The sequence below is a fragment of the Methylobacterium sp. XJLW genome (genome assembly GCF_003254375.1).
GTDB classification, from domain to species: domain Bacteria; phylum Pseudomonadota; class Alphaproteobacteria; order Rhizobiales; family Beijerinckiaceae; genus Methylobacterium; species Methylobacterium fujisawaense.
In genome coordinates, this window is record NZ_CP016429.1 from 816,112 (window position 1) to 842,255 (window position 26,144).

Below are 26,144 nucleotides of genomic sequence, written 5' to 3' on the forward strand. Positions count from 1 at the left end.
GGAACGCTTAGATCTGCGGTATGAGCCGCAGAGCCCTCTCAGACCTGCCCCCGGACACCTTCGACGACGGCCGCGACGCCGAGCGGGACGAGACCGCCGACGCGCCGGAAGCCGGCCTCCCCGACACGGAGGCGCCGGAAATCGATTTCGACTTCGAGCCGGGTGCCGTCCAGGCCGGCACCGAGGTGATCCGCCGGTTCTGGTCGACCCTGCCGTCCTCGCCCGGCGTCTACCGGATGTTCGATCATCGCGGCGACGTCCTCTATGTCGGCAAGGCCAAGAACCTGAAGGCCCGGGTCGGCTCCTATGCGCGGGGTCAAGCGCATTCGAACCGCATTGCCCGGATGATCTCGCAGACGGCGGCGATGGAGTTCGTCACCACCGCCACCGAGACCGAGGCGCTGCTCCTCGAAGCCAACCTGATCAAGCAGCTGAAGCCCCGATTCAACGTGCTGATGCGGGACGACAAGTCGTTCCCCTACATTCTGGTCACCGACGACGGCCCCGCCCCGCAGATCGTCAAGCACCGGGGCGCCCGGCGCCGGAAGGGCAATTATTACGGGCCCTTCGCCAGCGTCTGGGCGGTGAACCGGACGGTGAACGCCCTGCAGCGCGCCTTTCTCCTGCGCACCTGCACGGACAGCTACTACGAGAACCGCACCCGTCCCTGCCTGCTCTTCCAGATCAAGCGCTGCTCCGGCCCCTGCACCGGCGAGATCGCCACGGAGGATTACGCCGCCATGGCGGATTCCGCCCGGGCGTTCCTGGCGGGCAAGTCGAACGCCGTGAAGGACCGGATGCGCACCGAGATGCAGGAAGCCTCGGAAGCGATGGAGTTCGAACGCGCCGCCCGCTTCCGGGACCGGATCGCCGCGCTGTCGGCGATCCAGGGCGTGCAGGGGGTCAACACCCAGGGCGTGGAGGAAGCGGACGTGTTCGCCCTCGACGAGCAGGCCGGCCAGTTCTGCATCGAGGTGTTCTTCTTCCGGAACTTCCAGAACTGGGGCAACCGCGCCTATTTCCCCAAGGCCGACCGGTCGATGACCCCCGACGAGGTGCTCGGGTCGTTCATCGGCCAGTTCTACGACGACAAGCCGGCGCCCCGGACGGTGCTGACGAGCCACGCGGTCGAGGATGCCGAGCTGGTGGCGGCGGCCCTGTCGAGCCGGGTGGAGTACCGCGTCGAGATCCACAAGCCGAGCCGCGGCGAGCGGAAGAACCTCGTCGATTACGCCCAGCGCAACGCCAAGGAGGCGCTCGCGCGGCGCCTCGCCGACACGGCCTCCCAGGGCAAGCTGCTCGCGGCGCTCGGCCAAGCCTTCGGGCTCGACGGCGCGCCCCGCCGGATCGAGGTCTACGACAACTCGCACATCATGGGGACGAACGCGGTCGGCGGCATGATCGTCGCCGGCCCGACGGGCTTCATGAAGACGCATTACCGAACGTTCAACATCAAGTCCGAGGAGCTCACCCCGGGCGACGATTACGGCATGATGCGCGAAGTCCTGCAGCGGCGCTTCAAGCGGCTGGTAAAGGAGTCACCGCGCACCGAACGCGAAGCCGCGGCCGCCGCCGTCGAGGGCGGCGTCCAGGAGCCGGTGCCGGCCGAGGAGAGCGAGGCGTTCCCGGCCTGGCCGGACCTCGTGCTGATCGACGGCGGCAAGGGCCAGCTCGACGCCGCGCGGACGGCCCTGGAGGAGGTCGGCGTCTCGGGCGTGCCGCTGATCGGCGTCGCCAAGGGCCGCGACCGGGATGCCGGGCGCGAGACGTTTTTCGTGCCCGGCCGGCCGCCCTTCAAGCTTCCGCCGCGCGACCCGACGCTCTACTTCGTGCAACGGCTCCGGGACGAGGCGCACCGCTTCGCCATCGGCAGCCACCGGGCCAAGCGGAAGCGCGAGATGGTGAAGAACCCCCTGGACGAGATCGCCGGCATCGGGCCCAGCCGCAAGCGCGCGCTGCTCCATCACTTCGGGACCGTGAAGGCCATCGAGCGCGCGGCCTTCGAGGATCTGGCCAAGACACCGGGCGTGAACGCCGCCACCGCGCGGGCGGTCTACGACTTCTTCCATGCCGGCGCCTGAGAACCCGACCGCGATGGCCGAGACCGAAACCAGGACGTTGACGCCCGGGCCCCGCTCTGATTTCACCCCTGCGATGAACGCCGTCCTTCCCCGACGACGGTCGCCGGCCTGGACGCTCGCGAATTGCCTGACCTACGGGCGCCTCGTTGCCGTGCCGGTGATGGTCGCTCTGCTGTTCTGGCCCGAATCCCACACCGCCCGGTGGACGGCGCTGGGCGTTTTCGTCGCGGCCGCGATCACCGACTATTTGGACGGGTACGTCGCACGCACCTACCATCAGAGCTCGGCGCTCGGCCGGATGCTCGATCCGATCGCCGACAAGCTTCTCGTCTCGGCGTGCCTGCTGATGCTGACGGCGGACCACACGATCGTCGGCTCGAATATCTGGGCGGCCATCGTGATCCTGTGCCGCGAGGTGCTGGTTTCCGGCCTGCGCGAGTACCTGGCCGAGCTGAAGGTCGGGGTGCCCGTCAGCAAGATCGCCAAATGGAAGACCACCGTGCAGCTCGTGGCTCTCGGCTTCCTGGTCGCCGGCCCGGCGGGCGAGACCCTGCTGCCGGGGACCGAGCCGATCGGCCTGACGCTGCTGTGGCTGGCCGCCGCCCTCACGCTCTGGACCGGCTGGGACTACATGCGGGCCGGGATCAAGCACGTCATCGACGATCCGCGCTGACGGATCGGCCTGCGGGACGTGCGGTCCCTGCCCTGTCTTCGCTACGGTGATGCGATGAAGCTCGTCTATTTCGCCTGGGTCCGCGAGCGGATCGGCCGCCCCGAGGAGGAGCTGGCACCGCCGGCGGAGGTCGCCACCGTCGCCGACCTCGTCGGGTGGCTCCGGGGCCGGGGCGAGGAATATGCCTACGCCTTCGAGGATCCGGGCGTCGTCCGGGCCGCGATCGATCGGGTCCACGCCAAGCCGGACGCGCCGATCGCGGGCGCCCGCGAGATCGCCTTCTTCCCGCCGATGACGGGCGGCTGACGTCCGGCCACGCCGCGCACGTAGTCCACCGGGGTTGTCTTGGTCCCGGTTCCGCAGTCATTGGCGCCGTCGCTCCGGCTCTGCTTCGAACCGAACGGCGCGCGGGCCGAGCCAAGTTTTTTTACGGGTTCGGTCCGCCTTCGAGACCGACGGCTCTGCGGAACGCTCAAGCTGTGACCGCCGTTACCCGGTACCGAAACCGGTATTGGAGTTTCAGCATGCGCAAGACCTTGCTCGCGACCGCCGCCCTGTTGAGCCTCGGCGCCGCCGCACAGGCCCAGACCACCGTCATCGAGCGCGACCGGCCGGCCGTCGTCGTCGACCGCCCGGCGACCGAGTCGAAATCCGTGACCGTCCACGACCATGGCGACGGCTGCGTCACCAAGACGGTGCGCAAGGAGAACGACATGGGCGACTCCAAGACCGTCAAGAAGGAGACGTGCGACTGAGGCACGGAAGCGGGCCGGGCCGGAGCGCGGATCCGCGCCCCCTGTCCGGCCGGTCTCATGTCCGGCCGGTTTTCTGCCCGGCTCCCGATCAGCGCCACCCCGCGTCGATGACGTAGGGGTGGCCTGTGCACATCCGGGCATCGTCCGAGGCGAGGAACAGGACCAGCGCGGCGACGTCGGCCGGCTGGATCCGGCCGTCGAGGCATTGCGCGGCGACGATGTCCGCCTCGCCCTCCGGCGTGTACCATCTGTCCTGCCGCGGCGTCTGGACGTTGCCGGGGATGATCGACACCACCCGGATCCCATCGCGGCCGAGGTCGCGGGCCAGGGCGCGGGTCATCCCCTCGATCGCCGCCTTGGCGGTCTGGTAGAGCGGCATCTCCTTCAGCCCGAGATGCCAGCTGATCGATCCGAAATTGAGGATCACGCCGCCGCCCGCACGCCGCATCGCCGGCACCGCCGCCTGAGCGGCGAAGAACAGGTGGCGCAGATTCACCGCCATCCGGTCGTCCCAATAGGCGGGCGTCACCTCGGCGAGGCTGTGGCGGTCGTCGTTGCCGGCATTGTTGATCAGGATATCCAAGCCGCCCAGAACCGTATCCGCCTCGGCGACCAGCGCGCGAACCGCATCGACATCCGTCAGGTCGCAGCGCCGGTAGAGCGGGGCGTGCGCGGCGCCGGGCGTCAGACGCGCCACCACTGCGTTCGCCGCATCATCCGCGATGTCGCAGAACAGGACGCGGGCCCCCTGGCCGACGAAGGCCTCGACCAGACCCTCGCCGATTCCCGAGGCGCCGCCCGTGACCAGGACGCGCTTGCCACCGAGGCTCGGATACCGTGCGCGCCGATCCGTCTGCGCCGTCATCGGACCTCCCCGACACGCTTCACCCGGTCGTCATTTGTGGGAGTTTATCACGGCACCCGCGTGGTGCAACGGCTGCGCTCGGGGCGGGAATTCTCGAAACGTTAACGGTTCGCGAATGAGATCGCCGGGTCTTCTAGAAAGGAACGCCCGATGCCCCTGCGTCTGGAACTCAAGCCCTTCGAACGGCTGATCATCAACGGTGCCCTGCTGCGCAACGGCGACCGGCGCTCGACCTTCCTGATCGAGACGCAGTGCAAGTTCCTGCGCGAGAGCGAGATCATCACGGAGACCGAGGCCGACACGGCCTGCAAGCGCCTCCACCTGACCCTGACGGTCATCTACCTCGCCGACGATCCGACGCAGGGGATCGACCTGTTCTTCCGGCAGGCGACGGATCTGCTCGGGCTCGCGCCGGCGGCGGCCCCTCACATCGCGGGGATCGCCCAGGCCGTCGAGACCGGCGCGTATTATCGGGCGCTCAAGCTGAGCCGCAAACTCGTCGAGTGGGAAGCCGCCGGCGCGGTGTCCCAGCCGGACCTGCCGGAAACGTCGGCGGCTTCCTGACGGCCCTCGGGCCTCAGCCGGGATTGCCCTGCAGGCCGGCGGCGATGTGGTTGTTGATCGACACGAGCGTCGCGATCTTCTCGGGCGTCGGCGCGATCATCGTGTCGATGCAGCTCTGGAGCACGAACACGCCCAGGCGGCCGACGCCCTGCTTGACGTCCGAAGGGAGCGGGTTCAGGTCCGACGTGGCCTCGGAGGTCAGCAGCGTCCAGACGCGCTGGTTGAACGACAGGGCGTCGTTGAGGCGCCCGGCATCGCCCTCGGAGAGCCCCTGGCTCGCACCGATCAGCTTCTGCGCCGCTTTCAGCAGAACCGCGGATTCGGCTTCGCGCGGCGAGAGGGCGCTGTGGGATGTCTTGGCGTAGGCGTTGGCGGCGTAGTTCATCGGCGGTCCAGCCCCGTCGTCAGGCCTGCCTCGGCGGCAAGCTGGCGCGTAGCTGTCGCAGATCAGGAGTTAAAAGCGCGTGAGCGCCAGGTCCGCCATGATGCCGCCGGGTTGCTTATCGACGACGCGGTGTGGCCCAAAGGAATCGGGCCCCGGATCCCAGGCCCGATGTTGAATTTCGTTCTCGGAACTGTTGCCGGCGGCCTGATCGCCTGCGTGCTGACCATCGCGGCGGCGCGGCAGCCCGAGGTTCAGACGCGCCTGGGCCTGATACCTGTACCGGCCCACACGACGCTCGCGGCCGTCACGAAGCCGGCCGAACCCGATTGCGGGCGGCGGACGGAGCCGGCACCGAAGGTCGGCTCCCAGGATATGTTGTTCAACCGTCAGCGATTCTGGTCGGTCGCGCCCTGATCAGAACGCACCGATCAGCATGAGCAGCATCGTCGTCGCGACGGTGGTGCTGACGAAGCCGCACAGGGCGGCCGCGAAGGACGGGCCGGTGCGGACGACGACGGGCTCGATGTCGTTCGAAAGCGTGGCGGGGGTCATGGGCGCAGAACCTTTTCGGCGACCGGCGTCGCGCGTGACGGGGTGATGCTGCAGGAACGGTACGTCCGAGGTGCGGATGCGCACCCGATCAATCGCAGCGGTTAATTTTCTTGGCGATCCGCAGGCCCCGCAGTTCGCTGCGGAGATCGATCGCCACGACGCCCTCGCCGCATCGCTCGAAGGCGTCGCGGGCATCGTCGTAGCGGTCGCCCACTTCATCGAGCGTGTCGCAGACGCGGTCATGATCGCCCAGACGGGCCTCCTGACGCGCCTGGAAGCGCAGGGCATTCGCCTCGTCGACCTTGCGCTGGGCTTCGATGCAGGCCGGCACAGCCGACGCCGCGGAAGTCATCACGAGGCCTGCCACGAGGCTGGCGAGGCAACGGGTCAGAGTGACCGACATGGCACTCACTTCAACACTCACACACGGTTTGGGATGGCCACTCCGAAGGCGGACCGGCCGGGTTTCTCGGAGCGGCACGAGTCCACTCCCTTCCTGTCCGCTGAAACGGTGAAGCTGACGTGAAAGTTCCGCCCCGACTCACCGCCCCCGACGCCGGCGGGACGCGAGGATTGCGGAGAGCGGCACGGGTGCCGCCCCCATCGGGTCGACGCCCACGTCGTACTGCTTCGGCATTGGCTTGAGCTTGCCGTGGCTGTGCCCGTGGAGATTGAGGGCCCCGCGGCTCATGCCGTTCCAGGTGCGGAACGCGTAGTGGCAGAGCACGACCATGCGGCCTTCGACCTCGATTTCCGCGTAGTGCCGAACCGACGTCCAGCCGGGCGCACCCAGAGTATCGGGCCCGTCGTTGTTGCCGACGATCAGGTGCTTCTCGCCGTTCAGCCCGGCGAGGATCTCGCGAATCCGGTCCCCGCTCGGCCCGAGGGCGAAGTCGCCGAGGTGCCAGACCGTGTCGCCGGGCGAGACCGCGGCGTTCCAGGCCGCGACCAGCCCGGCATCGTGGGCCTCAAGATCCGGATAGGGCCGGTGGTCGAAGCGCAGTGCCCGCGGGTCGCCGAAATGCGTGTCGCCCGTGAAGAAGATGGTCACCGGTCTGCTCCGCCTCGCCCGGGAACGCCACCGGACTGCCGCCGAAATCGGCTGGCCGCCGCCTTGTTCCCGCGCGCCCGCGGCCGCCTGGCGCGTTGACCGCCCGCGCGGCACGGAGGAGACCTCCGCAGGGCGAGCGGGATCGGGAGCGCGAGGGCATGCTGGGAACGGTCGGATTCGCCTTCCTGGCCGGGCTTCTGTCGGTACTCTCGCCCTGCGTGTTGCCGCTGATCCCGATCGTGCTCGGCACCGCGGCCGCGGAGCATCGCCTCGGCCCGGTGGCGCTGGCCGGCGGGCTGGCGATCGCCTTCACGGCGATCGGTCTGTTCGTCGCGACGATCGGCTTCACCATCGGCCTGGACGGCGACGCGTTCCGGCGCGCCGGCGCGGTTCTCCTCCTGCTGCTGGGCGTGGTGCTGATGCTGCCGCGGCTCCAGGCCCGGGTCGCGACGGCGGCCGGCCCGGTCGGCGCCTGGGCGGAGGAACGCTTCGGCGGCTTCGGCTCCGGCGGATTGTCCGGCCAGTTCGCCGTGGGCCTGCTGCTCGGCGCCGCCTGGAGCCCCTGCGTGGGACCGACCCTGGGCGCGGCCTCGCTGATGGCGGCGCGGGGCGAGCATCTCGGGAGCGTCGCCCTGACGATGCTGGCTTTCGGGATCGGGGCCGCGGCCCCGCTGATGCTCCTCGGCTTCGTCTCCCGCGAGGCGCTGCTGCGCTGGCGCGGCGGCCTTGCCGCGGCCGGCCGGGCCGCGAAGGCCGCGCTAGGCGCCGTGATGGTGGTCCTCGGCCTGCTGGTGCTGACGGGACTCGACAAGCAGGTCGAAGCTGCGGCCGTCGCGGCTTCGCCGGACTGGCTCAATGCGCTGACGACGCGCTACTGAGTCGCCATGGTCCCAGGACGTCCGGAACGGAGATCAGCGATGACCGATGCCCCCCGCCTGACCAGTCTTGCCCATGGCGGCGGCTGCGGCTGCAAGCTCGACCCCGCCACCCTGCGCCAGCTCCTCGCCCAGCAGCCGGCGGCCGGGCCGTTCGAGCGGCTCCTCGTCGGCAACGAGACGGCGGACGATGCGGCCGTATGGGAGCTGGAGGACGGCACCTGCATCATCGCCACCACGGACTTCTTCACACCGATGGTGGACGACCCCGTCGATTTCGGCCGGATCGCCGCGACGAACGCCATCTCGGACGTCTACGCCATGGGCGGCCGGCCGCTCTTCGCGCTCGCGATCCTCGGGATGCCCCTGGGCAAGATCGACCCGGAGGTGGTCGCGCGGATCCTGCGCGGCGGCGCAGAGCAATGCGCCGAGGCCGGCATCCCGGTGGCGGGCGGCCACTCGATCGACGCCCCCGAGCCGATCTACGGCCTCGCGGTGATCGGCACCTGCCGCCGGGAGGCGGTGCGACGCAACGCCGACGCGATGGCGGGAGATGCCGTCCTGCTCACCAAGGCCCTCGGGGTCGGGGTCTACTCCGCGGCGATCAAGCGGGAGACCCTGGACGACGCCGGCTACCGCGACTTCATCGCCACCACCACGCTGCTCAACCGGATCGGACCCGACCTGGCCGCCGAGCCCGCCGTCCACGCCCTCACCGACGTGACCGGCTTCGGCATCCTGGGCCACGGGCTGGAGATCGCCCGCGGCGCCGGTCTCACGCTCACCCTCGAGGCCGACGCCCTCCCCCTGCTGCCGCAGGCGGAGGCGCTGGCGCGCGCCGGCGCCGTCACCGGTGCCTCGCACCGGAACTGGTCGGCGTTCGGCGAGGCGGTCGACCTGCCGGAGGGTTTTCCGGACTGGCGCCGCCACATCCTCACCGATCCGCAGACCTCGGGCGGGTTGCTGGTGACCTGCTCGGCCGACCGGGCCGACGCGCTCCTCGCGCGCATCCGATCGGCGGGCTACCCGGCGGCCGCCCGCATCGGCCGGATCGAGGCCGGTCCGGCGCGGATCCGGGTGATGGGCTGAGACGCCGCCGGCCCCGAGAGGCAATCTTCAACCTTCCCGTCCACTCTGTCGCCCCGCACGAGACCCGAGCCGCCGCCAGAGCCGCCGTGACCGAGGCCGCAGACATGTCACCGCCTCCCCACGGCGTCGCCGGCTGGCCGTACGGGCGCAGCCCCCCCGGACCCGCCCGTCCGCGGTCGCTGCCCGACGGGCGCCCCTGGCCGCGGATCCGGATCATCACGGTGGCCCACGCGGATGCCGCCCTGGCCGGGACCGTCGCGTCGGTCCTGCGCCAGGATTATCCGGAGTTCCGACACGACGTGCTGGCGCCCACGACCGGCCGCGCGGCCGTGGAGCGGATCCTGACCGATCCCGGTCCGGATCATCTGCTCTGGCTCGCTGCCGGCGACCTGCTCGCCCCGGGTGCGCTGATCGCTCTGGCGCTGGAGGCCTCGCTCGCCGAGGTCGACGCGGTCGCGGGGTTGCGCGTCCTGTTCGACCACGCCGTCCGGGGCCTCGACGGGCCCGATCGCGCGGCGGAAGCCGGTGGCCGCAGGTCTGCGGGGGGCGGGATCCTCTGGCGGCGCGACGGGCTGGCGGACCATGCGGACCTCGACCCCGACGGCATGCTGAACGAAGGGGCCGCCTGGTCGACGACATCCGAGGACCGGCGCAGCCTGATCGGTCGTCCCGCCCTGCTCCACAGGCTGCTTTCGGACCTTCCTCCGCCCGCCAGCGGTCTGTCGATCGTGTCGCTCACCGGGACGGGCACCCAGGGCGGGGCCGGCGTGGCCCAGCGCCGGCTCGCCGAGGCACTGACTCTCGCCGGTCACCGGATCGCGGAGGTCACCCTGAGCGGCCGTCCCGAGGCCGCCGAGTGGCGCGACGTCTTCCCCCCGGCCGAGGCCGCGATCGCGGCGACCGCACCGGATCTCGTCCTGGCCGGCAACCTGCACGGCGCCACCCGCAGCCTCGACGTCGTCGGCCGTCTGGCCCGGCGGGGACCGGTCGGCCTCGTGCTGCACGACCTCTTCCCCCTCACGGGCCGGTGCGCCCATCCGCGCGCGTGCGGCCGCGCCGCGATCGGTTGCGATGCGGCCTGCCCCACCCCCGACGAGTATCCGCAACTGGCCCCCGGCCGGATCGCCGGCATGCACGACCGCAAACGCGCGGTGCTCGCCGGCGCCCCGGTCGGGCCCGAAGTGCGATCCCCGGCCCGATCTCCGGCCCGATCTCCGGCTCCCTGGCTTCTCGCCAATTCCGACTGGACGCTGGCGCGGGCCCGCGAACTCGCGCCGCCCGGCACCGTGGTCGAGCCGATCCGCCTCGCCTTCCCGACCGCCGTCTTCCGGCCCGGCGATCGCGCCGGCCTGCGCGGCCGGCTCGGCCTGCCCCCCGATGACGTGCTGATCCTCGTATCCTCGGTCATCGTCGACGGGCCCGACAAGGGCTTTGCCGATCTCCGGGGGGCGCTTCAGGCCGTGGCAAAACCGGGCGTCGGCGTCGTGGCGATCGGTCGCCTCGACGATCCGGCCCGGCTCGGGATCGCGAACCTGTTCGCGCCCGGCCTCATCGCGGACGAGGCGATGCTGGCGGCGTGGTACGGCGCCTGCGACCTCCACGTCACCGCGAGCCGCCACGAGACTCTCGGACAGACGCCCATCGAGGCCGGCCTGTGCGGGGTCCCGACCCTGGCCTACCGCACCGCCGGGCTGACCTCGGCGGTGATCGACGGCGTCTCGGGCCGCCTCGTGCCGATGCGGCCCGGCGCCCTCGCCGACGCCCTGGCCGCCCTGGTCGGTGACCGGGCGACCCGCACCCGCCTCGGCGCCTTCGCGCGGATCGCCCTGGAGAGCCGCTACAGCCCGGCCGCGGCGGCGCTGTCGCTGGAGGCGGTCTTCCGGCGGCAGGGCCTGGGGGGCGGCGCGGCCCATCCGCGCTTCGCCCCCGCGATGCTCGGGCATTTCCCCTTCGCGGCCGATCTGCGGACGGGCGCGACCGGCACGGTCCCGGCGGTCTCGCCTCCGCTCGTGCGCCGGCTGCGGCGGGCCAAGCAGATGGTGTTCGGGCGCCGGATGCCGCTCTTCGTGCGGCGGTGCCTGTACTTGGCCGGCACGCTGCGGCGCAGGGTGCCATGACGGACCACAAGGCGAAATCCGGCATGGCGCAGCGGCGGATCTACCTCGACCAGACCCATCTGCGGGCCCATGTCACGGGGATCGAGCGGGTCACCCTCGACCTGTTCGCCCCGGAGAGGCTCGCACCGCACACTGTGCGGCCGGTGACCGCCGGCTCCCTGCCCGGCATGATCGCCGCGCAGCAGATCGGCCTCCCCGCGCGGGCGCTCACGGACAGGGACGCCCTGTTCCTGTTCCCGGGTTTCCCGCCCGGGCCGCTCTGCGCCATCGCGGCGGCGCGGTGCCTGCTCTACGTCCACGACACCTTCCTGCTCACGCGGAAGGCGGATCTGAGCCTGCGCAGCCGGATCTACATGAGCCCGAGCTTCGCCCTCGCCCTGCGCTGGTGCCCGAACCTGTTCGTCAACAGCCGCACCACCGGCGCGGCCGTGCGCGCCCTCTGCGCGGAGCATGCCCGCGTCGCCCTGCTGCGACCCGCCGTCCGCGACGCCTTCGGCCTGGCCGACCTGCCGGGGCCGGCGGCCTACGAGCCCGGCGCAACGCTGCGGCTCCTCGCCATCGGGACCATCGAACCGCGCAAGAACTATCCGGCGACCCTCGCCCTGACGGCGGCATTGATCCGCGCCGGCATCCCGGCGGAACTCCATCTCGTTGGCCGGGTCGGATGGGGGCGGCACGACTTCCTGGAGGCACCACCGCCGTTCCTGCACCGGCACGGATACCTCGCCGACGCGGAGCTGCGGGCCCTCGCGGGGTCGTGCCACCTGCTGGTCTCGACCTCCAAGGCGGAGGGGCTGGGGCTGCCGCTCCTGGAAGTCCAGCATGGCGGCCTGCCGGTCGTGGCGCCGGACGACCCGGTGTTCCGTGAGGTGCTGGGGACGTCCGGCCTGCTGATCCGGCCGGAGGATCCGGACGGCGCCGCTCGGACCATCGCCGCCTGGCTCCGGGATGGCGGTCTGACCCGCGCGGCGGCGGCAAGCCGGGCCAACGTGGCGTGCTGGAACGCCACAGCGGCCGAGGACGGGCTGCGCTTTCAACGCTTCCTGTCGGGCGACCCGACAGCCTACGCACCGTTGGAGTCAATTGTCGCATGCGACCGCAGCGCCTGAGGCGGCCTGCGTAGTCCCCAACAAATCGGAGACTTTTCACGTTCGATTGTCGTGACAGTTAGGATTACGTCTGTATGCGATATCTGCGGGCTTCCTGAAGCAGGAACCGCAGCGGGGCGATACTACTGGTCCGGTATGCTGATTGCTGGACTCCCGACGAAGACGGCGCCTCGGGCGAGCACCTGTTCCAGACCGGCACGAAGCTGGTCAGAAAGGGAACAGGCGACGAGGTTGGCGGCGGGCGGTTGTCTCCGTCCCGACAGGTCAGGGAGCGAGGCGTATGTTCGACTTCTCGACACGGATGAGCGGTGAGCAGCCCGTCCGAATGGTGCTGCCGCAGGTGACCCCGCAGACGGACGGTCGCGTGATCCTCCGGCGCCTGTGGCGCGGCAGCGGCTTCATCGTGCTGGGCGGCCTGTTCATGGTCGCCGTGGCGGTGGCGCTGCTCGGCCTGATCCCGCCGCGCTACACGTCCAGCATCCAGGTTCTCGTGGATCCGAGCGATCTGCGCGTCGTCGAGAACGACGTGAACGCGCGCCAGCCCCAGGCCGACAGCGGCGTCTCGATCGCCGAGAGCCAGGTGCGGGTCATCCAGTCCGACAGCGTCCTGCGCCGGGTGATCGCCAAGCTCCACCTCGATCAGGACGACGAGTTCGTCCTGCCGGACGGCAACAACCCGACCCTCACCTGGGTGAAGGGCGCTCTGGGCATGCTTCCGCCGGCGGCGAGTCGCGACCCGGTCATCACCGCTCTCGACACGCTTCAGAACCGGCTCACCGTCCGGCGGGCCGAGCGGACCTTCGTGATCGATGTCGCGGTGCAGTCCCGCGATCCCGAGAAGGCCGCGCGCATCGCCAACGCCGTCGGGGACGCCTACTTCGCCGAAGAAGCGGCGGCCCGCACCGAGACCGCGCGCCGCGCGTCCAGCGCCCTGGCCGGTCGGCTCGCCAGCCTGAAGCGGGATGTCGAGCAGGCGGAGGGCGCGGTGGTGCGCTACCGTGAGGATCACAAGCTCGTGGCGGCCAGCGGCCGCCTGCTCACCGACCAGCAGCTCGGCGACCTCAATCAGCAGCTCGTCACCGCCTCGATCAAGACCGCCGAGGCGAAGTCGCGCCTCGACCAAGCGCGCCGGATGCGCTCGTCGGATCCCAGCACCGCTTTGCCGGAGATGCTGCAATCCCTGGAGATGCAGGCTCTGCGGCAGCAATACGCCACGCTGTCCCGCAACACCGCGGAGCTCGCCACCCGCCTCGGCGAACGCCACCCGGCCATGGCCGAGCAATACGCCCAGCAGCGCGACCTGCAGCGCCTGATCCAGCGCGAGAAGGAGCGGATCATCGAGACGACCCAGAAGGATTACGACCGCGCCGCCGCGAGCGAGGCGGCGATCCGGACGAATCTCGACCGGGTGAAGACCGAGACGGCGAGCAGCGACCGGGCCTATGTCGGCCTGCGCGAACTGGAGCGGACTCTCGAGGCCCGCCGCGGCATCTACGAGGCCTACCTGAAGCGCGCCCGCGAGGCGAGCGAGCAGGAGCGGCTCAACACCACCAACGTCCGCATCATCTCGGCCGCGACACCCGCGCGCCAGCGGACCTTCCCGCCGTCGCCCAAGATCGTCCTGCCGGTGGCCCTGATCCTCGGCCTGCTGCTCGGCGGCGGCATCGCCCTGCTCCTCGGCGCCGACAGCGACCGTCGCCGCACCCTGCGCGCCGCCACTCGGCCGGCGGCCAGCTTCCGGGCCGCCGATGCGTGACATCGGAGAGATGAGCCTCTACCTCGGCGCCATGGATCCGGTCCGCGGGGAAGCACACACGGTGAGCGGCCCCGCCTGCGCGGCGTCCGGGTCGCCGCAGGCGGAGGCGACCGTCGAACTCTTCGGATACCAGTTTCACACCGGACCCGTCGCGGCCCTCGTGGCCGCCGTCGCGGCCCGGCGAGACGGCCGGCCCCGGATGATCGTCACGGCGAATGTCGATCATGTCGTCCAGCTTAGCGAGAATGCCCCCTTTCGCGAGGCCTACGCGCGTGCGGCGGCCAGGACCCTCGACGGGATGCCGCTGGTCTGGCTGGCCCGGAGGGCCTGTCGCCGGCCCGTGCACCGGATCACCGGGCACGATCTCCTCGGCTGCGTCCTCGCCGATCCGCCGGCCTTCGCGCAGCGGGTCTTCTTCGTCTCCGCCCGCAAGGATGCGGCGGACGCCCTGGCCCTTCGCCTGCAGACGGCGGGCCTTCCGGCCGGCGCCGTAGCCAGCGCAGTCCCGCCCTTCGGCTTCGAGCACGATGCGGCCTACAGCCGCGCGCTGGCGGAGCGGATCCGCGCCCACGGTACGACACTGCTGGTGATGGGTGTGGGCGCGCCCAAATCCGAGATCTGGGTGGATCGGCACGGCCAGACGCTCGGTGAACCGGTGGTGTTCTGCGTCGGCGACGCCCTGAACGTCGCGGCCGGGTTCCTGCCGCGCGCGCCGCAGCTGATGCAGCGCCTCGGCCTCGAATGGATCTACCGGTTCCTGCAGGCGCCGCGGCGGCTGTTCCGCCGCTACTTCATCAAGTCCTGGCGCTTCATCGGCCTCGCGATGCGGGAGCAGATGGGGCGGCGCGCCGGCTGATCTCAGCGCGTCGCCTCGAAGAGGTCCGGCCGCCGCAATTGGAGCGCGAACAGAAGCGTCAGCGATTTCATGTCGGTGATCGTGCCGCGGCGGCCCATGGCGGCCAGCTCCGGCAGCGGGATCTCATGCACCGCCACGGCCTCGCCCTCCGCGGCGAGGCCGCCGCCGCTTCCGGTCCGGTCGGCCTCGCCGTAGGCGGCGAGGAACAGGTCCATCCGCTCCGTGGAGATGCCCGGCATCGACCAGGCGCTGGCGACGAAGTCGAGCGCCCCCAGGCGCAACCCCGTCTCCTCCAGGGCCTCGCGCCGTGCCTCGTCCTCCGAGGCGCCCTCGTCGAGGAGGCCGGCCGGGACCTCGATATGGCTCGGCGGCCCCCCCGAGTAGAGGACCGGCGCCCGGAACTGCGAGACCAGCGTGGCGACCCGCCGCTCCGGATCGTAAGGCAGCACCGCGACCGCCCGGCCGTGATCCTCCATCTCCCGCGTGAGGCGGGTTCCGTCCTCCTGCATCACCTCGGCCACGAGGTAGCGCGCCCAACCGTCGTGCACGAGGCGCACGCCCCCGATCCGCGGTGCCATACCGATCCTGCCTTGCCCCTGGAAGGCTCACGGATCGTTCAGGAATGCGGCGGCCTTGCGGACACGGTGATGCGGAAGCGCAGGCGTTCCGCGCGCCGCTCGACAGCGTCGAGGCGCGCGCCCTCCTCCCGCACAAGATTCGGGATGTCGAGGGCAGCCAGCGGATCCGTGCACGTCACCACCAGCGTGCGGCCGGCAGGAAGGCTTCGCAGGGCCTTGCGCGTGCGCAGGACCGGGAGGGGGCATTTCAGCCCGCTGAGGTCGAGATCGACGCAATCCGGATCTTCGTCCCGCACGCCGCAAGCTCCCGAACCGGCGCAGCGACCGGCAGAGCGACCGGCACCCGGCGCGTCATAGGCATCGCCGGCCCGCGAAGCCAGCGGATCCGCTCACCATTCGTAATAACCGAAGGCAGGCCCGTAATAGCTGTCTGGTGCAGACCAGAGATAGCGCGGACCGGAATAGCCGTAGTCGAAGCCGTGGCTCGGCACCGGCGCGTAGGCATAGCCGTAACCGAAGGGTGCGGGATAACCGTACTCGCCATAGTAGCTGTATTGCGGACGCCCGCGGGCCGCCACGGTTCCGGCGATGCGTCCGCCCGCCCCGTAATGCCAGCGGCCGGGGCCCGGCGCCGGGCCTGGAGCCTCGAACCGTGCCAGATCGGCCGCCTGACCTGCGCCCCCGCTCGCCGGCAAGGAAGCCATCGCCAGAAGGATGACGGCAGTGACACGGGTCATGGTACGAACCTCCAGCGGCAAAACGCCCTGCTGGAACGTTCCAATAGCACGCTCTGGACGTGATTCGCGCCCAGTGCGTCGGTCGATCAGGGAGGCGTCAGAAGACGCATTCGGCGAAGGCCGGCCGCACGCAGGCGCCCCAGCGGCCCTCGTAATCGGCGAGCAGATCCTCTGCCCGCGTCCGGCCGGCCGCGACGATGGCCTCGAGAGGCTGCAGGTAGATGGTCTCGTCCCGCCCCTCGGCGTCGCGGCGGCCCCGTGCCCGCAGACCCGACCGGGCGATCGCCAGGGCCTCGGCGGCGACCGCGCCGAGGGTGGTGTTGGCCACCGGAGTCGCGAGCCCGAGGCGCGGTGCGGTGGCCCGCGCAGCCTCGCGATTGGCCGGGCTCCACCCCTTCACGAGGTCGAGGGCCGCGTCGAGGGCCGCCTCGTCGTAGAGGAGGCCCGCCCAGAAAGCGGCCTGGGCGGCGATCATGCCGGAATCGCCGACATCGGCGCCGCGCATCTCCAGGAAACGCTTCAGCCGGACCTCGGGGAAGGCGGTGGAGGCGTGATTGGCCCAGTCCGAGACCGTCGCGAACTCGCCGGGCAGCTGCGGCAGCTTGCCGGCCATCAGGTCACGGAACGAGGCGCCCGACACGTCGTGGTAGGTGTCGCCCCGCTTGACGAAGTACATCGGCATGTCGAGCAGCCAGTCGACATAGGCCTCGTAACCGAACCCGGCATCGAAGGCGAAGGGCAGCATCCCCGTCCGATCGGCATCCGTGTCGCGCCAGATCTCGGACCGGCGCGACAGGAAGCCGTTCGGCCGACCGTCGGTGAAGGGAGAGTTAGCGAAGAGCGCGGTGGCCACCGGCTGCAGCGCCAGGGATGCGCGCATCTTGCGCACCATGTCGCCCTCGGAGGCGAAATCCAGGTTCACCTGCACCGTGGCGGTGCGCAGCATCATGTCGAGGCCGAGCGATCCGACCTTCGGCATGTAACCGGCCATGATCCGGTATCGGCTCTTGGGCATGACCGGGGTCTCGTCCCGGCGCCACTTGGGACTCATGCCCAGCGTCAGGAAACCGATTCCCAGAGGATCGGCCACCCGCTTCGTGGCGGCGAGATGCGTGACGAGTTCCGCGGCGGTGGCGTGCACATCGGGCAGCGCGGCGCCGGACAGCTCGAACTGGCCACCGGGCTCGATCGAGATCGCACCGCCCGCCTCCGCCGACAGGCCGATGATGTTGCCGAGATCGACAATCGGCTCCCAGCCCGTCTCGCCGGCAAGGCCCTCCAGAAGGGCCCGGATGCCGCGATCCCCGTCATAGGGGACGGGCGCCCGGCTCTCCCGGTAGAACGGGATCTTCTCGTGCTCGGTGCCGATCGCGAAGCGGGCGCGCGGCTTCTCGCCCGCCGCGAACCATTCGATCAGTTCGGCGCGCGTGGTGAGCGGCGTGGTGTCGTTGCTGTCGCGCGCCATGCGCTGCCTGCCCGTGCGTCTGACTTATGCGTTGGAACGGGCGCGCCGAACTGCTTCGGCGGATCCACCCGGTATCGACCCGCTCTCGCGAGCGGGCTCCGGGCGGACACCCGCCCCCGACCCCGATGAGCCCGCGGCGCAGGCGGCGTCCGTTCCGGGACATAATCGAGCCGCCGGGAACCCACAACGCGGCGGCCTCGGCCGGCGCGCCGCTTCACGTCCGATCCGGGGAAACAATCGTCCGGGCTGACGCCTTCATGTGCGCGGGCACACATGGATCGGGCCGGCCCGCCTTCAGCGCGCGTCGCCGAGGACCGCCTGCACCAGGGCCAACACGGCGACCGCGGCCGTGTCGGCCCGCAGGATGCGCGGTCCCAGGGAGAGCGCGACGGTGTTCGGCCGCGCCCGGATCAGCGCACGCTCCTCCTCCGAGAAGCCGCCCTCCGGACCGACCAGCACGGCGAGCGGTGGCGGGACCTGCGGATCGCCGGCCGCCCGCAGCGCCTGCACGGGATCGCGCACCGGCGCGTCCTCGTCGCAGAACACCAGGAGCCGCTCGGCGGCGAGCCCCGCCAGGGCCGGGGCGAGACGCTCGGGGTCGGGACAATCGGGAATCGTCAGGATGCCGCATTGCTCGGCCGCCTCGACGGCATTGGCCCGCAACCGGTCCATGTTGATTCGGTCGCCCTGCGTGTACCGGGTGATGACCGGGCGGATCGTCCCGGCGCCCATCTCGACCGCCTTCTGCGCGAGGTAGTCCAGGCGCGCGCTCTTCAGCGGGGCGAAGAGATAATGCAGGTCGGCCGGCTTCGTCTGGGGGCGCGTCCGCGCGGCGACGTGGAGGTCGGCGCCCTTGCGCCCGGTCTGGACCAGATGCGCGCGCCACTCGCCGTCGCGTCCATTGAAGACCAGGACCGGATCGTCCGGCCCCCGGCGCAGCACGTTGAGCAGGTAGTTGGCCTGGGCGCGATCGAGGGGGAGAATCACGCCCGCGGCGAGATCGGCCGCGACGTGAAGGCGCGGGGCGGTGAAGTCATAGGCCGGCATGGCGGCGTGGTCGCGCGGGGCGGCGAGCCTGTCAACGCAGGGCGGGCCGCCGAAAGTGTTGCCGAATGGTTACGAGCCCCGGTTTTCGGCAGCCAGTCCACCGGTGCATGGCGCAGCCGGTTTGCCGCTCGATTGACGCCACAATCCTATGGCGAACCCAGGGGAACGGAAGAAAGCCGGCCGCTCGCGGATTCGGCAGGGGCGTCGAGGGAGTCTCGGAATGGCGAAGGGGAGTCTGAAGCTGGGGGCGGCGGTGCTGGTCGGCACCGTCGTGTTCGGTACCGCCGCGTTCGCGCAGAGCGCGGCACCGGAATGCGGCGCCATCCAGAAGACCCTGGCCGAGCGCAAGGCACTGGTCGGCCGCGCCAATGCGGCGTCGCAGTCCAAGAAGAAGATGACCCCGCAGGAGGCCTGCGCCCTGTTCGGGAAGCTCCAGGCCAACGGCACCGAGGGCATCAAGTGGATCGCCGCCAACAAGGAATGGTGCTCGATCCCGGATTCCTTCGCGGAAGGCTTCAAGGCCGACCACGTGAAGGTCAGCGGCATCCGCACCAAGATCTGCAGCGTCGCCGCTCAGGCGACCAAGATGGAGGCGCAGGCCCGCGCACAGGCCCAGGCCCAAGCCGGCGGCGGTGGCGGCGGCCTGCTCGGCGGACCGGGCTTGACCGGCAGCTTCAAGCTGCCGCAGGGCGCTCTGTAAGATCGTCTGAGAGGATCACGGATCTGGCGCGGGTCCCCCCTCTGCAGCGATGGGGGACGCACGTGTGGCACGACCGGAGATCCGACCGATGAACGGGACGGCGCTTGACGACGGGCGGCCAGCCGATGCCGTCTCCGGTCACTGGGTCGACCGGCTGGCGCCCCGTTCCTGGCGTCCATACCTGCGCCTCGCCCGGATCGATCGGCCGATCGGCTGGTGGCTCCTCCTCCTGCCCTGCTGGTGGTCGGCCGCCCTGGCGGCGATCGCCGCGGATCAGGCCTTTCCCGATCCCTGGCACTGCCTCCTGTTCCTGATCGGCGCGGTGGCGATGCGCGGAGCGGGCTCGACCTACAACGACATCGCCGACCGAGACCTCGACGCGCAGGTCGAGCGCACGCGCCTGCGCCCCCTGCCCTCCGGTCAGGTCCGTCCGCGCCATGCTGCCCTTTTCCTGGTGATCCAGGCTCTGATCGGGCTGGCCGTCCTGCTGCAGTTCAACGCCGAGGCGGTGATCATCGGCCTCTGCTCGCTGCTGCCGGTGGCGATCTACCCGTTCATGAAACGGGTCATGCCGATGCCGCAGGCGGTTCTGGGCCTGGCCTTCGCCTGGGGAGCGCTGATGGGCTGGGCCGCCGTGTTCGCCCGCCTCGATCCGCCGGCGCTGCTGCTTTACGCGGGCGCCCTGTGCTGGATCATCGGATACGACACGATCTACGCGGTGCAGGATATCGAGGACGACGAGATCGCGGGGATCCGCTCGTCGGCGCGCCTGTTCGGCCGGCATGTGCGTCTCGCCGTCGGGCTCTGCTACGCGCTGGCGGCTGCCTTCGTGATGCTGGCGGCGCGCGGGGCCGGTGCGGGATTCGTCGGGTATCTGGGCGTCGCGGCCTTCGCCGGGCACCTCGCCTGGCAGGTCCTGTCGCTGCGGGAACGCGATGGGCGCGGGGCTCTGGCGCTGTTCCGGTCGAACCGGGATGCCGGGCTGCTTCTGTTCGTCGGCCTCACCGCCGACCTCGTGCTGCGCAATCTCGTCTAAGAGCGGTCGGCGCCCTCAGGTGCGGGCGATGATCTCGTTCTCGCCGCGGAAGATCTGCGGACGCGCCGGCAGCCGGCCGGTCTTGCGGCGGGCCAGGAACCGCGGGCGGCGGCGGCCGAGGCCTGCATGACGGCGGCGGATCCGGACCTGGCCGAGAATCAGCCGGCCGATCTGCTGCGAGACCGGGACCAGGAGGCCGTCCTCGCGGACGATCATCCGCGTCAGTCCGGCCCGCGCCGCGATGTCGCGCCACACGGCGACGACGTCGTCCTCCTCGAAGCTGCCGAGGCGCTGGAGCACGTCGCCTTCGGCATCCACCAGGATCAGGCTGAACCGGTCGGCCCCGGTGATCTCCGCATCCTCGGTGGCATAGGCGAGCGCGATCCCGACGGCGCGGCGCGCACCCGCGGCGCGACCGATCACCGGAAGCGGCGAAGCGACGAAACGGGGCGCGGTGTCAGCACCGTGCATCGGGTGTCCTGCGTGGCTTTTGTCCGTGGCCGGGGAAGTGTTCATCAGTCCGAGTCCCTGGAGCAAGTGGCGGTCCCTGTCGGGCCGTCCGTTATGCCAAGCAAAATCGCACCCGAACTCCTCCGCACCGCTTAAGAGCCGTCGTTAAGCGAATCTGGACAGCGCTGTCATTTGCGGAATGCTCAATGCTTCCTTGAATGCTCAACATTTCCTTGCCCAGACCGGTCGTTATCGAACGATCAACCAGCATCCTTGTGGCGCTGCGGGAGGCGCCGTACAACGGAGCGACCGGGCGCGCGATCCTCCGTGCCGGGTCTTCTCAGCCCGAGCGGGTGAGCCCAGGCGGGCCCGGACGTCCGCGTCACCGGACGGACGGGACAGCAAGGCCCTCGCGGGCCGCACGGATTCCACGCGGAGCGCGATGCCCGAGTCTCTCACCGACGATGCCGTATCCGCCCTCATGCCGGAGCTGCGCGCCGTGATGCGCGAGGCGGCCGACATCGCGCGGCCGTTCTTCAGGCTCGGCGGTCAGACTTCGGCCCGCATCTGGTCCAAGGCCGGCGGCTCGCCGGTGACCGAGGCGGACGTCGCGGTGGATGCCTTCCTGAAGGTGCGCCTGAGCGCCCTCGTGCCGCGCGCCGCGTGGCTGTCGGAGGAGACGGCCGACGACCCGGCCCGCCTCGGCCACGACCTCGTCTGGATCGTCGATCCGATCGACGGGACGCGGGCCTTCCTGTCGGGCCATCCGGATTGGTCGATCGCGGTTGCGCTCCTGTCGGGCGGCGAACCGCTGATCGGGTTCGTGCACGCGCCGGTGGGCAACGCCGATTACGAGGCGGTGCGCGGTCGCGGCGCGACGCGGAACGGCGAACCGATCCGCGTCGATGCACGGCAGCACCTGACGGGCGCCCGCATCACCGGCCCGAAGCCGATGCTCGACCGTCTGACCCGCGGCGCCGGTACGGAACCGGATTTCGAGGTGATCGCGCGGATCCCGTCTCTCGCCCTGCGGCTCGCCCGCGTGGCGGACGGAACGGTCGATATCGGGATGATTTCCGGCAATGCCCGCGATTGGGACCTTGCCGCCGCCGACCTCGTCCTGCGTGAGGCAGGGGGCGTGGTCTGCGATTTCGGGGGGGCGGCGACGCTCTACAACCGCCCCGACCCGGTGCACGGCGAGCTGCTCGCGGCACCGGTCGGCCTGCGCGACCCCGTCCTGTCCGCCTGGGACGTCTGAGGACGAGGCCCTGCGCAGACCGGCGGTCCGGCCTCTCAGGCCGCCGCCGCCTCGCGAAGCTTCACCGCGCCGGGCGCGAGCCCGAGGCGCTCGGCGAGATGCCAATGCAGCTCGCGCGGGGAATGGTAATTGTAGGATCGGTCGATCAGGTCGCTGACATCGACCCCGGTCTGCTCCGCGGTCTTGGCCCGGGCCAGCTTGCCCACCCGGAAGGTCGGCGCATCGGTCACGGGGGAACGGACGCCGCGGCGCCGTGTAAACTCGAACAACATCTGTGTCTTTTCTTCTCTGGACCGAACGTTGGCTCCGTCCGGCGTCGTTTCTGGGATATTGCCTCCGACGCGACCCGGACCAGGCGATCTTGCCCGGAATGGCAGCGTCGGAAGGGGGAACCGCTTCGGGCGGCCGCTTCGCGCGTCATGCGCGCCTTTCACCTGTACCGGCTGGCGCAAGGAAAGCCGCGTGAGGCGCCTTTAAATCCTGCGACGGTTAGGCCGCCTGCAGGTTGCCGGCGGCGTCCTTGCCGCTGCGCTTGTCCGTGAGGATCTCGTAAGTGATCCGCTGGCCTTCGATCAGGTTGCGCATCCCGGCGCGCTCGACTGCCGAGATGTGGACGAACACGTCCTTGCCGCCATCGTCGGGCTGGATGAAACCGTAGCCCTTGGTCTCATTGAACCACTTTACAGTGCCGGTATTCACGTAGTGTACCTCGTTCGTCCATAGGCCATCCGCGCGGCACGAGGGCCGCGTGATGCACCACGGTCTTTCTGGATTTGGCCAGTGCGGCGGGGCGCGAGTCGCTGAACCTTGAGCAGCGTCAGCCTCGGTGGAAAAGCCCCCCGAGGACGTATTTAAGCGCAGGCTGCGGCCGCAACAAGGCATGAGCGGCGTATCATCTGCGTCGCAGGCCGGGATCGGGAGGCGGCCGAGAGGCCCCGCCCCCTGTGATTCCGGGCGTTCACGATGCATATACGGAATGCGCTCAAGCAGTTAAGGCGCGTGGCTCTGGACGATACATGGCAGGCATCTCGGTCTCGCTGGACGGTGCGAACATCCAGCTGTCCTTCCAGAAGGACGATCAGGCGACGGCAGTGGTGATGGATGCCCGCGCCGCTCGGGCGCTGGTGCGCGCCGTCGGGCAACTTCTGACGGCGATCGACGACACGGACGAGCCCGACATGGCCGACGAGATGGGCGACGAAGAGGTCGCCATGCTCGACGTGACGTCGTCCGCGATCGAGATCGGCACCGATGACGAAGGCCAGGCCGTGGTCGCCCTCCAGGCCGGCGCGCTACCGCCCTTCCAGCTTCGCCTCACGGACGAAGAGGCCCGCCACGTGGTGACGAGCCTCTCCGAAATCCTCAGCGCGCCGCGCGACGTGCGAACTTCGCACGGCGGTCACTGACAGCATTTCACATGCGGGTGCCGGGATCGGTCGGCGTGCCCGGGAAGACGTCGGGTTCGGAGCCCGGGCCGCCGGGCTCTCCGATCCCCGGATCGTTCACCGGATAAGGCGTGCGCGGACCGGTCGGACCGATATCGGGCTCCTCATCGGGCGCCGGCGGGGGCGGCGGCAGGTCGCCGGGCGTGGGCTCGGGAAGACCGGGATTGGCCATGACGCGACTCCTGGCGGTTGGGGTGGTGACCAACGGGTCGCCCTCGCGGGAGTTCCGTTGACCGCACCGACATCCGGTTTCGGACGCGGCCGGGCGGCCGGGCGGCCGAGGGCCGCAGGAACAGGGCGAACGACCCTCCGTTAGCCGGGCAGATCCCCAAAGAGGACACCCGCCATGCCCGACATCCGCCAAGCCAAGATCCTGATCCTCGCCACCGACGGCTTCGAGGAGAGCGAATTGACCGTCCCGCAGGCCAAGCTGGCCCAGGCCGGCGCCGCCGTGACCGTCGCCGCCCCGCAATCGCGCCAGAGCAAGGGTACGATCCGCGGCTGGGACAAGACCGACTGGGGCAAGGAGGTCGCGGTCGATACCGATCTGGAGCAGGTCGATCCCGCATCCTATGACGCCCTGGTCCTGCCGGGTGGTCAGATCAACCCGGACAAGCTCCGGCTGGAGCCCCGGGCGCTCGACGTGATCAGGAGCTTCCTCACATCCGGCAAGGTCGTAGCCGCGATCTGCCACGCCCCGTGGCTGCTGATCGAGACCGGCGCGGCCAAGGGCCGCGATCTGACCTCGTTCAGCTCGATCCGGACCGACGTGATCAATGCCGGCGGCAGCTGGCACGACAAGGAAGTCGTGACCGATCACGGCATCGTCACGAGCCGCAACCCGGGCGACCTCGACGCCTTCTGCGCGAAGGTCATCGAGGAGATCCAGGAGGGCGGCCACGGCGCCCGCCAGCTGGCGGCGTGACCCGCGCGGGCGCCGCCGAGCACGCGGCGCCCGGATTCAGCCGCGGCTGCGCTCGCCGGTGACTTCCAGCACCGTGCAGCCGCGGATCGGGCGGCCGTACTCGTCCGTCCCCTCCACGATCACCCGGTGGGCCCCAGGGGCGAGATCGTCCGGAAGCCGCGCCGTCCAGATATGGGTCGAGGGCGTCGCCTTCACCCAGCTCTTTTTGGTCTCCGGGTAGCGCTCGTAGAGCTCGGTGACGAACGGGTCGAGGCGGCGGGTGCGCGCCATCGGCCGGGCCGGCGCCTCGCCGACCCGGAACGCGAGGTGCGTACGCGGGCCGCCGTCGAACACGTTCACCACCAGGGTCGTGTCGGGGAGCGCGTCCTGCGGCACCGGCGGCCGGAGGCCCTGCACGGGCCGGGTCCAGCGCACCACCTCCGGCGCGCCGGCCCGCAACTCGCTTTCGAACAGGATCCGCATGGTCTCGTCCGGCTGACCCTGCGCGGCGACGTAGCGCGACGTGTAGTCGGCGCCGCGGATCGACAGGACGTGGAACCCGTTCGGCGTGCCGTCGCGGCTGTCGGCGGAGGGGATGCCGGTGCGGGCGTCGGGACCGCTCCACCACGAGCCCGAGACGGCGGTCAGCACGTGATGGTGGTGCCCGTCGGCGAGGTAATGGTGCTCGGTCGTGTGGGTATGGCCGGCGAGGCTCAGAACCTTGCGGCCGGCGAGCAGCTCGAGGAGCGCGGCGCGGTCGGTGGTGGTGTTGCGCGGATCGTCCGGCGCGGTGTCGGTGTGCAGCGGGATGTGCATGGCCAGCACGATCAGGTCGTCCCGGGGGATCTCGGCCAGGAGGTTGCGCAGAAAGGTGAGGCTGCGTTCGCCGATCCGGCCTCGATAGGTGTTGGCGCCCACCGGCACGGGCGGCCCGAGCCATTCCACGTTGTCGAGCATCACGAACCAGGCCCGGCCGTGCCGGAACGCGTAGGTCGGCGCGCCGAACACCCGCTTCCACGTCTCGCGGCTGTAGCGCGCGTCCGGCGCCTGCATGTTGAGGTCGTGATTGCCCGGCAGATTGTACCAGGGCAGACCGATCCGCCCGACGATGCGGTTGGACCGCCCGTAGAGCGACAGGTCGTCGAACAGCACGTCGCCGGTGGTCAGGCCGAAGGCCGCCGGAATCGCCATGGCGCGGGCGACCGCCGTGTCTCGCACATGGTCGAGTTCGAACCGGCTCTCGGGCTGGGGATCGGTGAACAGCACGACGTCGAAGTCCGTCGTCTCGTCCACGCGGGTCAGGGTGAAGTCGATCGAGGCCGGGAGCGGCCCGGTGGGCGCGAGCCCGCGATAGCGCAGGCCCAGCTCGGCGGGCGTGCCCCCGGGCTGGTGGATGTAGGAATGGCGCGGCACGTTGTCGGCGTCGCGCGGCAGGGCGTAGCCCGGCGGCTTGATCACGAAGACCGCCCCGTCGCCCGACATCGGCAAGCGGTAGCGGCCCTGATCGTCCGTGCGCACGACCTCGCGACCGTTGGACACCAGCACACCAGGCAACGGGGCCGGGTCCCCGCCGGCCGCACCGCGCGCGGAGACGATCCCGGTGGCCTCGTCGGCCTCCTGAGCGCCGGCCCGGCCCGCGACGAGGCCCAGGGCGGCGGCGCCCGCCATGGTGCTCCGGCGGGTCAGGCCTCCGAGTTGAGTATCGCGCGACATGGATGGCTCCTGCACGGCTTCGCGGCGCGTCGTCTCGCGGGAGGCCGGCAACCGGCTCCGGGACGCAGCCTCCGCGGCCAAGC

32 protein-coding genes are annotated in these 26,144 nt (G+C 70.7%); 17 read left to right on the plus strand and 15 right to left on the minus strand.

Going from position 1 to position 26,144, the window contains the following annotated elements:
- The first annotated feature begins 20 nt into the window (after window positions 1-20).
- From uvrC to A3862_RS03730, 4 genes are all read left to right on the plus strand, one after another.
- Window positions 21-2,081, plus strand: coding sequence for an excinuclease ABC subunit UvrC (gene uvrC / locus A3862_RS03715; protein ID WP_043382720.1), 2,061 nt, complete (start codon window positions 21-23; stop codon window positions 2,079-2,081).
- Between the two features lie 73 nt (window positions 2,082-2,154).
- The gene (gene pgsA / locus A3862_RS03720; protein WP_043355549.1) at window positions 2,155-2,754 is read left to right on the plus strand and encodes a CDP-diacylglycerol--glycerol-3-phosphate 3-phosphatidyltransferase; all 600 of its coding nucleotides are present in this window, start codon (window positions 2,155-2,157) and stop codon (window positions 2,752-2,754) included.
- Window positions 2,755-2,808: 54 nt separating this feature from the next.
- Window positions 2,809-3,060: a molybdopterin converting factor subunit 1 gene (gene moaD, locus A3862_RS03725; RefSeq protein ID WP_043355564.1), complete on the plus strand. Its 252-nt coding sequence runs from the start codon at window positions 2,809-2,811 to the stop codon at window positions 3,058-3,060.
- A 218-nt stretch (window positions 3,061-3,278) separates the two neighbouring features.
- On the plus strand, window positions 3,279-3,509 hold the full coding sequence (locus A3862_RS03730; protein ID WP_043355551.1) for a hypothetical protein: 231 nt from the start codon (window positions 3,279-3,281) through the stop codon (window positions 3,507-3,509).
- Window positions 3,510-3,597: 88 nt separating this feature from the next.
- Here A3862_RS03730 and A3862_RS03735 read toward each other — a convergent pair whose 3' ends face one another.
- Entirely contained in the window at window positions 3,598-4,374 is a 777-nt protein-coding gene (locus A3862_RS03735; RefSeq protein WP_043382717.1) for an SDR family NAD(P)-dependent oxidoreductase, read from the minus strand.
- 150 nt (window positions 4,375-4,524) lie between these two features.
- Here A3862_RS03735 and A3862_RS03740 point away from each other — a divergent pair, with 150 nt between their 5' ends.
- Complete coding sequence (locus tag A3862_RS03740; protein ID WP_043355555.1) at window positions 4,525-4,938, plus strand: flagellar biosynthesis repressor FlbT; 414 nt, start codon at window positions 4,525-4,527, stop codon at window positions 4,936-4,938.
- Between the two features lie 13 nt (window positions 4,939-4,951).
- Here A3862_RS03740 and flaF read toward each other — a convergent pair whose 3' ends face one another.
- Window positions 4,952-5,323 (minus strand): flagellar biosynthesis regulator FlaF, encoded by a 372-nt coding sequence (flaF, locus tag A3862_RS03745; protein ID WP_043355557.1) that lies wholly within the window; start codon window positions 5,321-5,323, stop codon window positions 4,952-4,954.
- Window positions 5,324-5,434: 111 nt separating this feature from the next.
- Between flaF and A3862_RS03750 the strand changes: the two genes are divergently transcribed.
- A complete protein-coding gene (locus A3862_RS03750) occupies window positions 5,435-5,737 on the plus strand; it encodes a hypothetical protein (RefSeq protein ID WP_420845337.1) in 303 nt (100 codons plus the stop codon).
- Here A3862_RS03750 and A3862_RS30970 read toward each other — a convergent pair whose 3' ends face one another.
- The 3 genes from A3862_RS30970 to A3862_RS03760 all read right to left on the minus strand — a co-directional run bounded on the left by A3862_RS30970 (window position 5,738) and on the right by A3862_RS03760 (window position 6,926).
- On the minus strand, window positions 5,738-5,959 hold the full coding sequence (locus A3862_RS30970) for a hypothetical protein (RefSeq protein ID WP_124262916.1): 222 nt from the start codon (window positions 5,957-5,959) through the stop codon (window positions 5,738-5,740).
- 4 nt (window positions 5,960-5,963) lie between these two features.
- Window positions 5,964-6,278, minus strand: coding sequence for a hypothetical protein (locus A3862_RS03755; RefSeq protein ID WP_043355560.1), 315 nt, complete (start codon window positions 6,276-6,278; stop codon window positions 5,964-5,966).
- 138 nt (window positions 6,279-6,416) lie between these two features.
- Window positions 6,417-6,926 (minus strand): metallophosphoesterase, encoded by a 510-nt coding sequence (locus A3862_RS03760; RefSeq protein ID WP_043760336.1) that lies wholly within the window; start codon window positions 6,924-6,926, stop codon window positions 6,417-6,419.
- Window positions 6,927-7,084: 158 nt separating this feature from the next.
- On the opposite strand from A3862_RS03760, the gene A3862_RS03765 reads away from it, so the two are divergent.
- From A3862_RS03765 to A3862_RS03790, 6 genes are all read left to right on the plus strand, one after another.
- Window positions 7,085-7,804, plus strand: a complete 720-nt coding sequence (locus tag A3862_RS03765) for a cytochrome c biogenesis CcdA family protein (RefSeq protein ID WP_043760334.1) — start codon at window positions 7,085-7,087, stop codon at window positions 7,802-7,804.
- A 39-nt stretch (window positions 7,805-7,843) separates the two neighbouring features.
- The gene (gene selD / locus A3862_RS03770; RefSeq protein WP_043760332.1) at window positions 7,844-8,890 is read left to right on the plus strand and encodes a selenide, water dikinase SelD; all 1,047 of its coding nucleotides are present in this window, start codon (window positions 7,844-7,846) and stop codon (window positions 8,888-8,890) included.
- 104 nt (window positions 8,891-8,994) lie between these two features.
- Window positions 8,995-11,007, plus strand: a complete 2,013-nt coding sequence (locus A3862_RS03775) for a glycosyltransferase (RefSeq protein WP_100794128.1) — start codon at window positions 8,995-8,997, stop codon at window positions 11,005-11,007.
- A complete protein-coding gene (locus tag A3862_RS03780) occupies window positions 11,004-12,116 on the plus strand; it encodes a glycosyltransferase (protein WP_043760329.1) in 1,113 nt (370 codons plus the stop codon). The genes A3862_RS03775 and A3862_RS03780 overlap by 4 nt, the downstream gene beginning before the upstream one ends.
- A 280-nt stretch (window positions 12,117-12,396) precedes the next feature.
- On the plus strand, window positions 12,397-13,872 hold the full coding sequence (locus A3862_RS03785; RefSeq protein WP_043760326.1) for a GumC family protein: 1,476 nt from the start codon (window positions 12,397-12,399) through the stop codon (window positions 13,870-13,872).
- A gap of 10 nt (window positions 13,873-13,882) precedes the next feature.
- A complete protein-coding gene (locus A3862_RS03790) occupies window positions 13,883-14,728 on the plus strand; it encodes a WecB/TagA/CpsF family glycosyltransferase (protein WP_236961732.1) in 846 nt (281 codons plus the stop codon).
- Between the two features lie 2 nt (window positions 14,729-14,730).
- On the opposite strand, the gene A3862_RS03795 is transcribed toward A3862_RS03790, so the two are convergent.
- The 5 genes from A3862_RS03795 to A3862_RS03815 form a co-directional block, all read right to left on the minus strand.
- Window positions 14,731-15,306: an NUDIX domain-containing protein gene (locus A3862_RS03795; protein WP_043382695.1), complete on the minus strand. Its 576-nt coding sequence runs from the start codon at window positions 15,304-15,306 to the stop codon at window positions 14,731-14,733.
- A 38-nt stretch (window positions 15,307-15,344) separates the two neighbouring features.
- Window positions 15,345-15,602 carry a sulfurtransferase TusA family protein gene (locus tag A3862_RS03800; RefSeq protein WP_043353112.1) on the minus strand — a complete coding sequence of 86 codons (258 nt, stop codon included), beginning with the start codon at window positions 15,600-15,602 and terminating at the stop codon, window positions 15,345-15,347.
- Between the two features lie 93 nt (window positions 15,603-15,695).
- On the minus strand, window positions 15,696-16,043 hold the full coding sequence (locus tag A3862_RS03805; protein WP_043760325.1) for a hypothetical protein: 348 nt from the start codon (window positions 16,041-16,043) through the stop codon (window positions 15,696-15,698).
- Between the two features lie 97 nt (window positions 16,044-16,140).
- On the minus strand, window positions 16,141-17,508 hold the full coding sequence (locus A3862_RS03810; protein WP_043760323.1) for a glutamate--cysteine ligase: 1,368 nt from the start codon (window positions 17,506-17,508) through the stop codon (window positions 16,141-16,143).
- A gap of 294 nt (window positions 17,509-17,802) precedes the next feature.
- Entirely contained in the window at window positions 17,803-18,555 is a 753-nt protein-coding gene (locus tag A3862_RS03815; protein ID WP_043760321.1) for a 16S rRNA (uracil(1498)-N(3))-methyltransferase, read from the minus strand.
- Window positions 18,556-18,775: 220 nt separating this feature from the next.
- On the opposite strand from A3862_RS03815, the gene A3862_RS03820 reads away from it, so the two are divergent.
- Both A3862_RS03820 and ubiA read left to right on the plus strand, forming a co-directional pair.
- The gene (locus tag A3862_RS03820; protein WP_043353104.1) at window positions 18,776-19,255 is read left to right on the plus strand and encodes a hypothetical protein; all 480 of its coding nucleotides are present in this window, start codon (window positions 18,776-18,778) and stop codon (window positions 19,253-19,255) included.
- Between the two features lie 88 nt (window positions 19,256-19,343).
- Entirely contained in the window at window positions 19,344-20,291 is a 948-nt protein-coding gene (gene ubiA / locus A3862_RS03825; RefSeq protein WP_043353102.1) for a 4-hydroxybenzoate octaprenyltransferase, read from the plus strand.
- Window positions 20,292-20,306: 15 nt separating this feature from the next.
- On the opposite strand, the gene A3862_RS03830 is transcribed toward ubiA, so the two are convergent.
- Window positions 20,307-20,762: a DUF6101 family protein gene (locus A3862_RS03830; RefSeq protein WP_043382683.1), complete on the minus strand. Its 456-nt coding sequence runs from the start codon at window positions 20,760-20,762 to the stop codon at window positions 20,307-20,309.
- Window positions 20,763-21,183: 421 nt separating this feature from the next.
- Here A3862_RS03830 and A3862_RS03835 point away from each other — a divergent pair, with 421 nt between their 5' ends.
- Window positions 21,184-21,999, plus strand: coding sequence for an inositol monophosphatase family protein (locus A3862_RS03835; protein ID WP_111473212.1), 816 nt, complete (start codon window positions 21,184-21,186; stop codon window positions 21,997-21,999).
- Window positions 22,000-22,034: 35 nt separating this feature from the next.
- Here the strand turns inward: A3862_RS03835 and A3862_RS03840 are convergent, their stop codons facing one another.
- Window positions 22,035-22,271: a hypothetical protein gene (locus A3862_RS03840; RefSeq protein ID WP_043353097.1), complete on the minus strand. Its 237-nt coding sequence runs from the start codon at window positions 22,269-22,271 to the stop codon at window positions 22,035-22,037.
- 217 nt (window positions 22,272-22,488) lie between these two features.
- Window positions 22,489-22,698, minus strand: a complete 210-nt coding sequence (locus A3862_RS03845) for a cold-shock protein (RefSeq protein ID WP_010682786.1) — start codon at window positions 22,696-22,698, stop codon at window positions 22,489-22,491.
- Between the two features lie 317 nt (window positions 22,699-23,015).
- Between A3862_RS03845 and A3862_RS03850 the strand changes: the two genes are divergently transcribed.
- Complete coding sequence (locus tag A3862_RS03850) at window positions 23,016-23,405, plus strand: hypothetical protein (RefSeq protein WP_043353095.1); 390 nt, start codon at window positions 23,016-23,018, stop codon at window positions 23,403-23,405.
- 7 nt (window positions 23,406-23,412) lie between these two features.
- Here A3862_RS03850 and A3862_RS03855 read toward each other — a convergent pair whose 3' ends face one another.
- Window positions 23,413-23,616 carry a hypothetical protein gene (locus tag A3862_RS03855; RefSeq protein WP_043353093.1) on the minus strand — a complete coding sequence of 68 codons (204 nt, stop codon included), beginning with the start codon at window positions 23,614-23,616 and terminating at the stop codon, window positions 23,413-23,415.
- Window positions 23,617-23,790: 174 nt separating this feature from the next.
- On the opposite strand from A3862_RS03855, the gene A3862_RS03860 reads away from it, so the two are divergent.
- On the plus strand, window positions 23,791-24,369 hold the full coding sequence (locus A3862_RS03860; protein WP_111473213.1) for a type 1 glutamine amidotransferase domain-containing protein: 579 nt from the start codon (window positions 23,791-23,793) through the stop codon (window positions 24,367-24,369).
- A 36-nt stretch (window positions 24,370-24,405) separates the two neighbouring features.
- On the opposite strand, the gene A3862_RS03865 is transcribed toward A3862_RS03860, so the two are convergent.
- On the minus strand, window positions 24,406-26,061 hold the full coding sequence (locus A3862_RS03865) for a calcineurin-like phosphoesterase C-terminal domain-containing protein (RefSeq protein WP_111473214.1): 1,656 nt from the start codon (window positions 26,059-26,061) through the stop codon (window positions 24,406-24,408).
- Window positions 26,062-26,144: the final 83 nt, after the last annotated feature.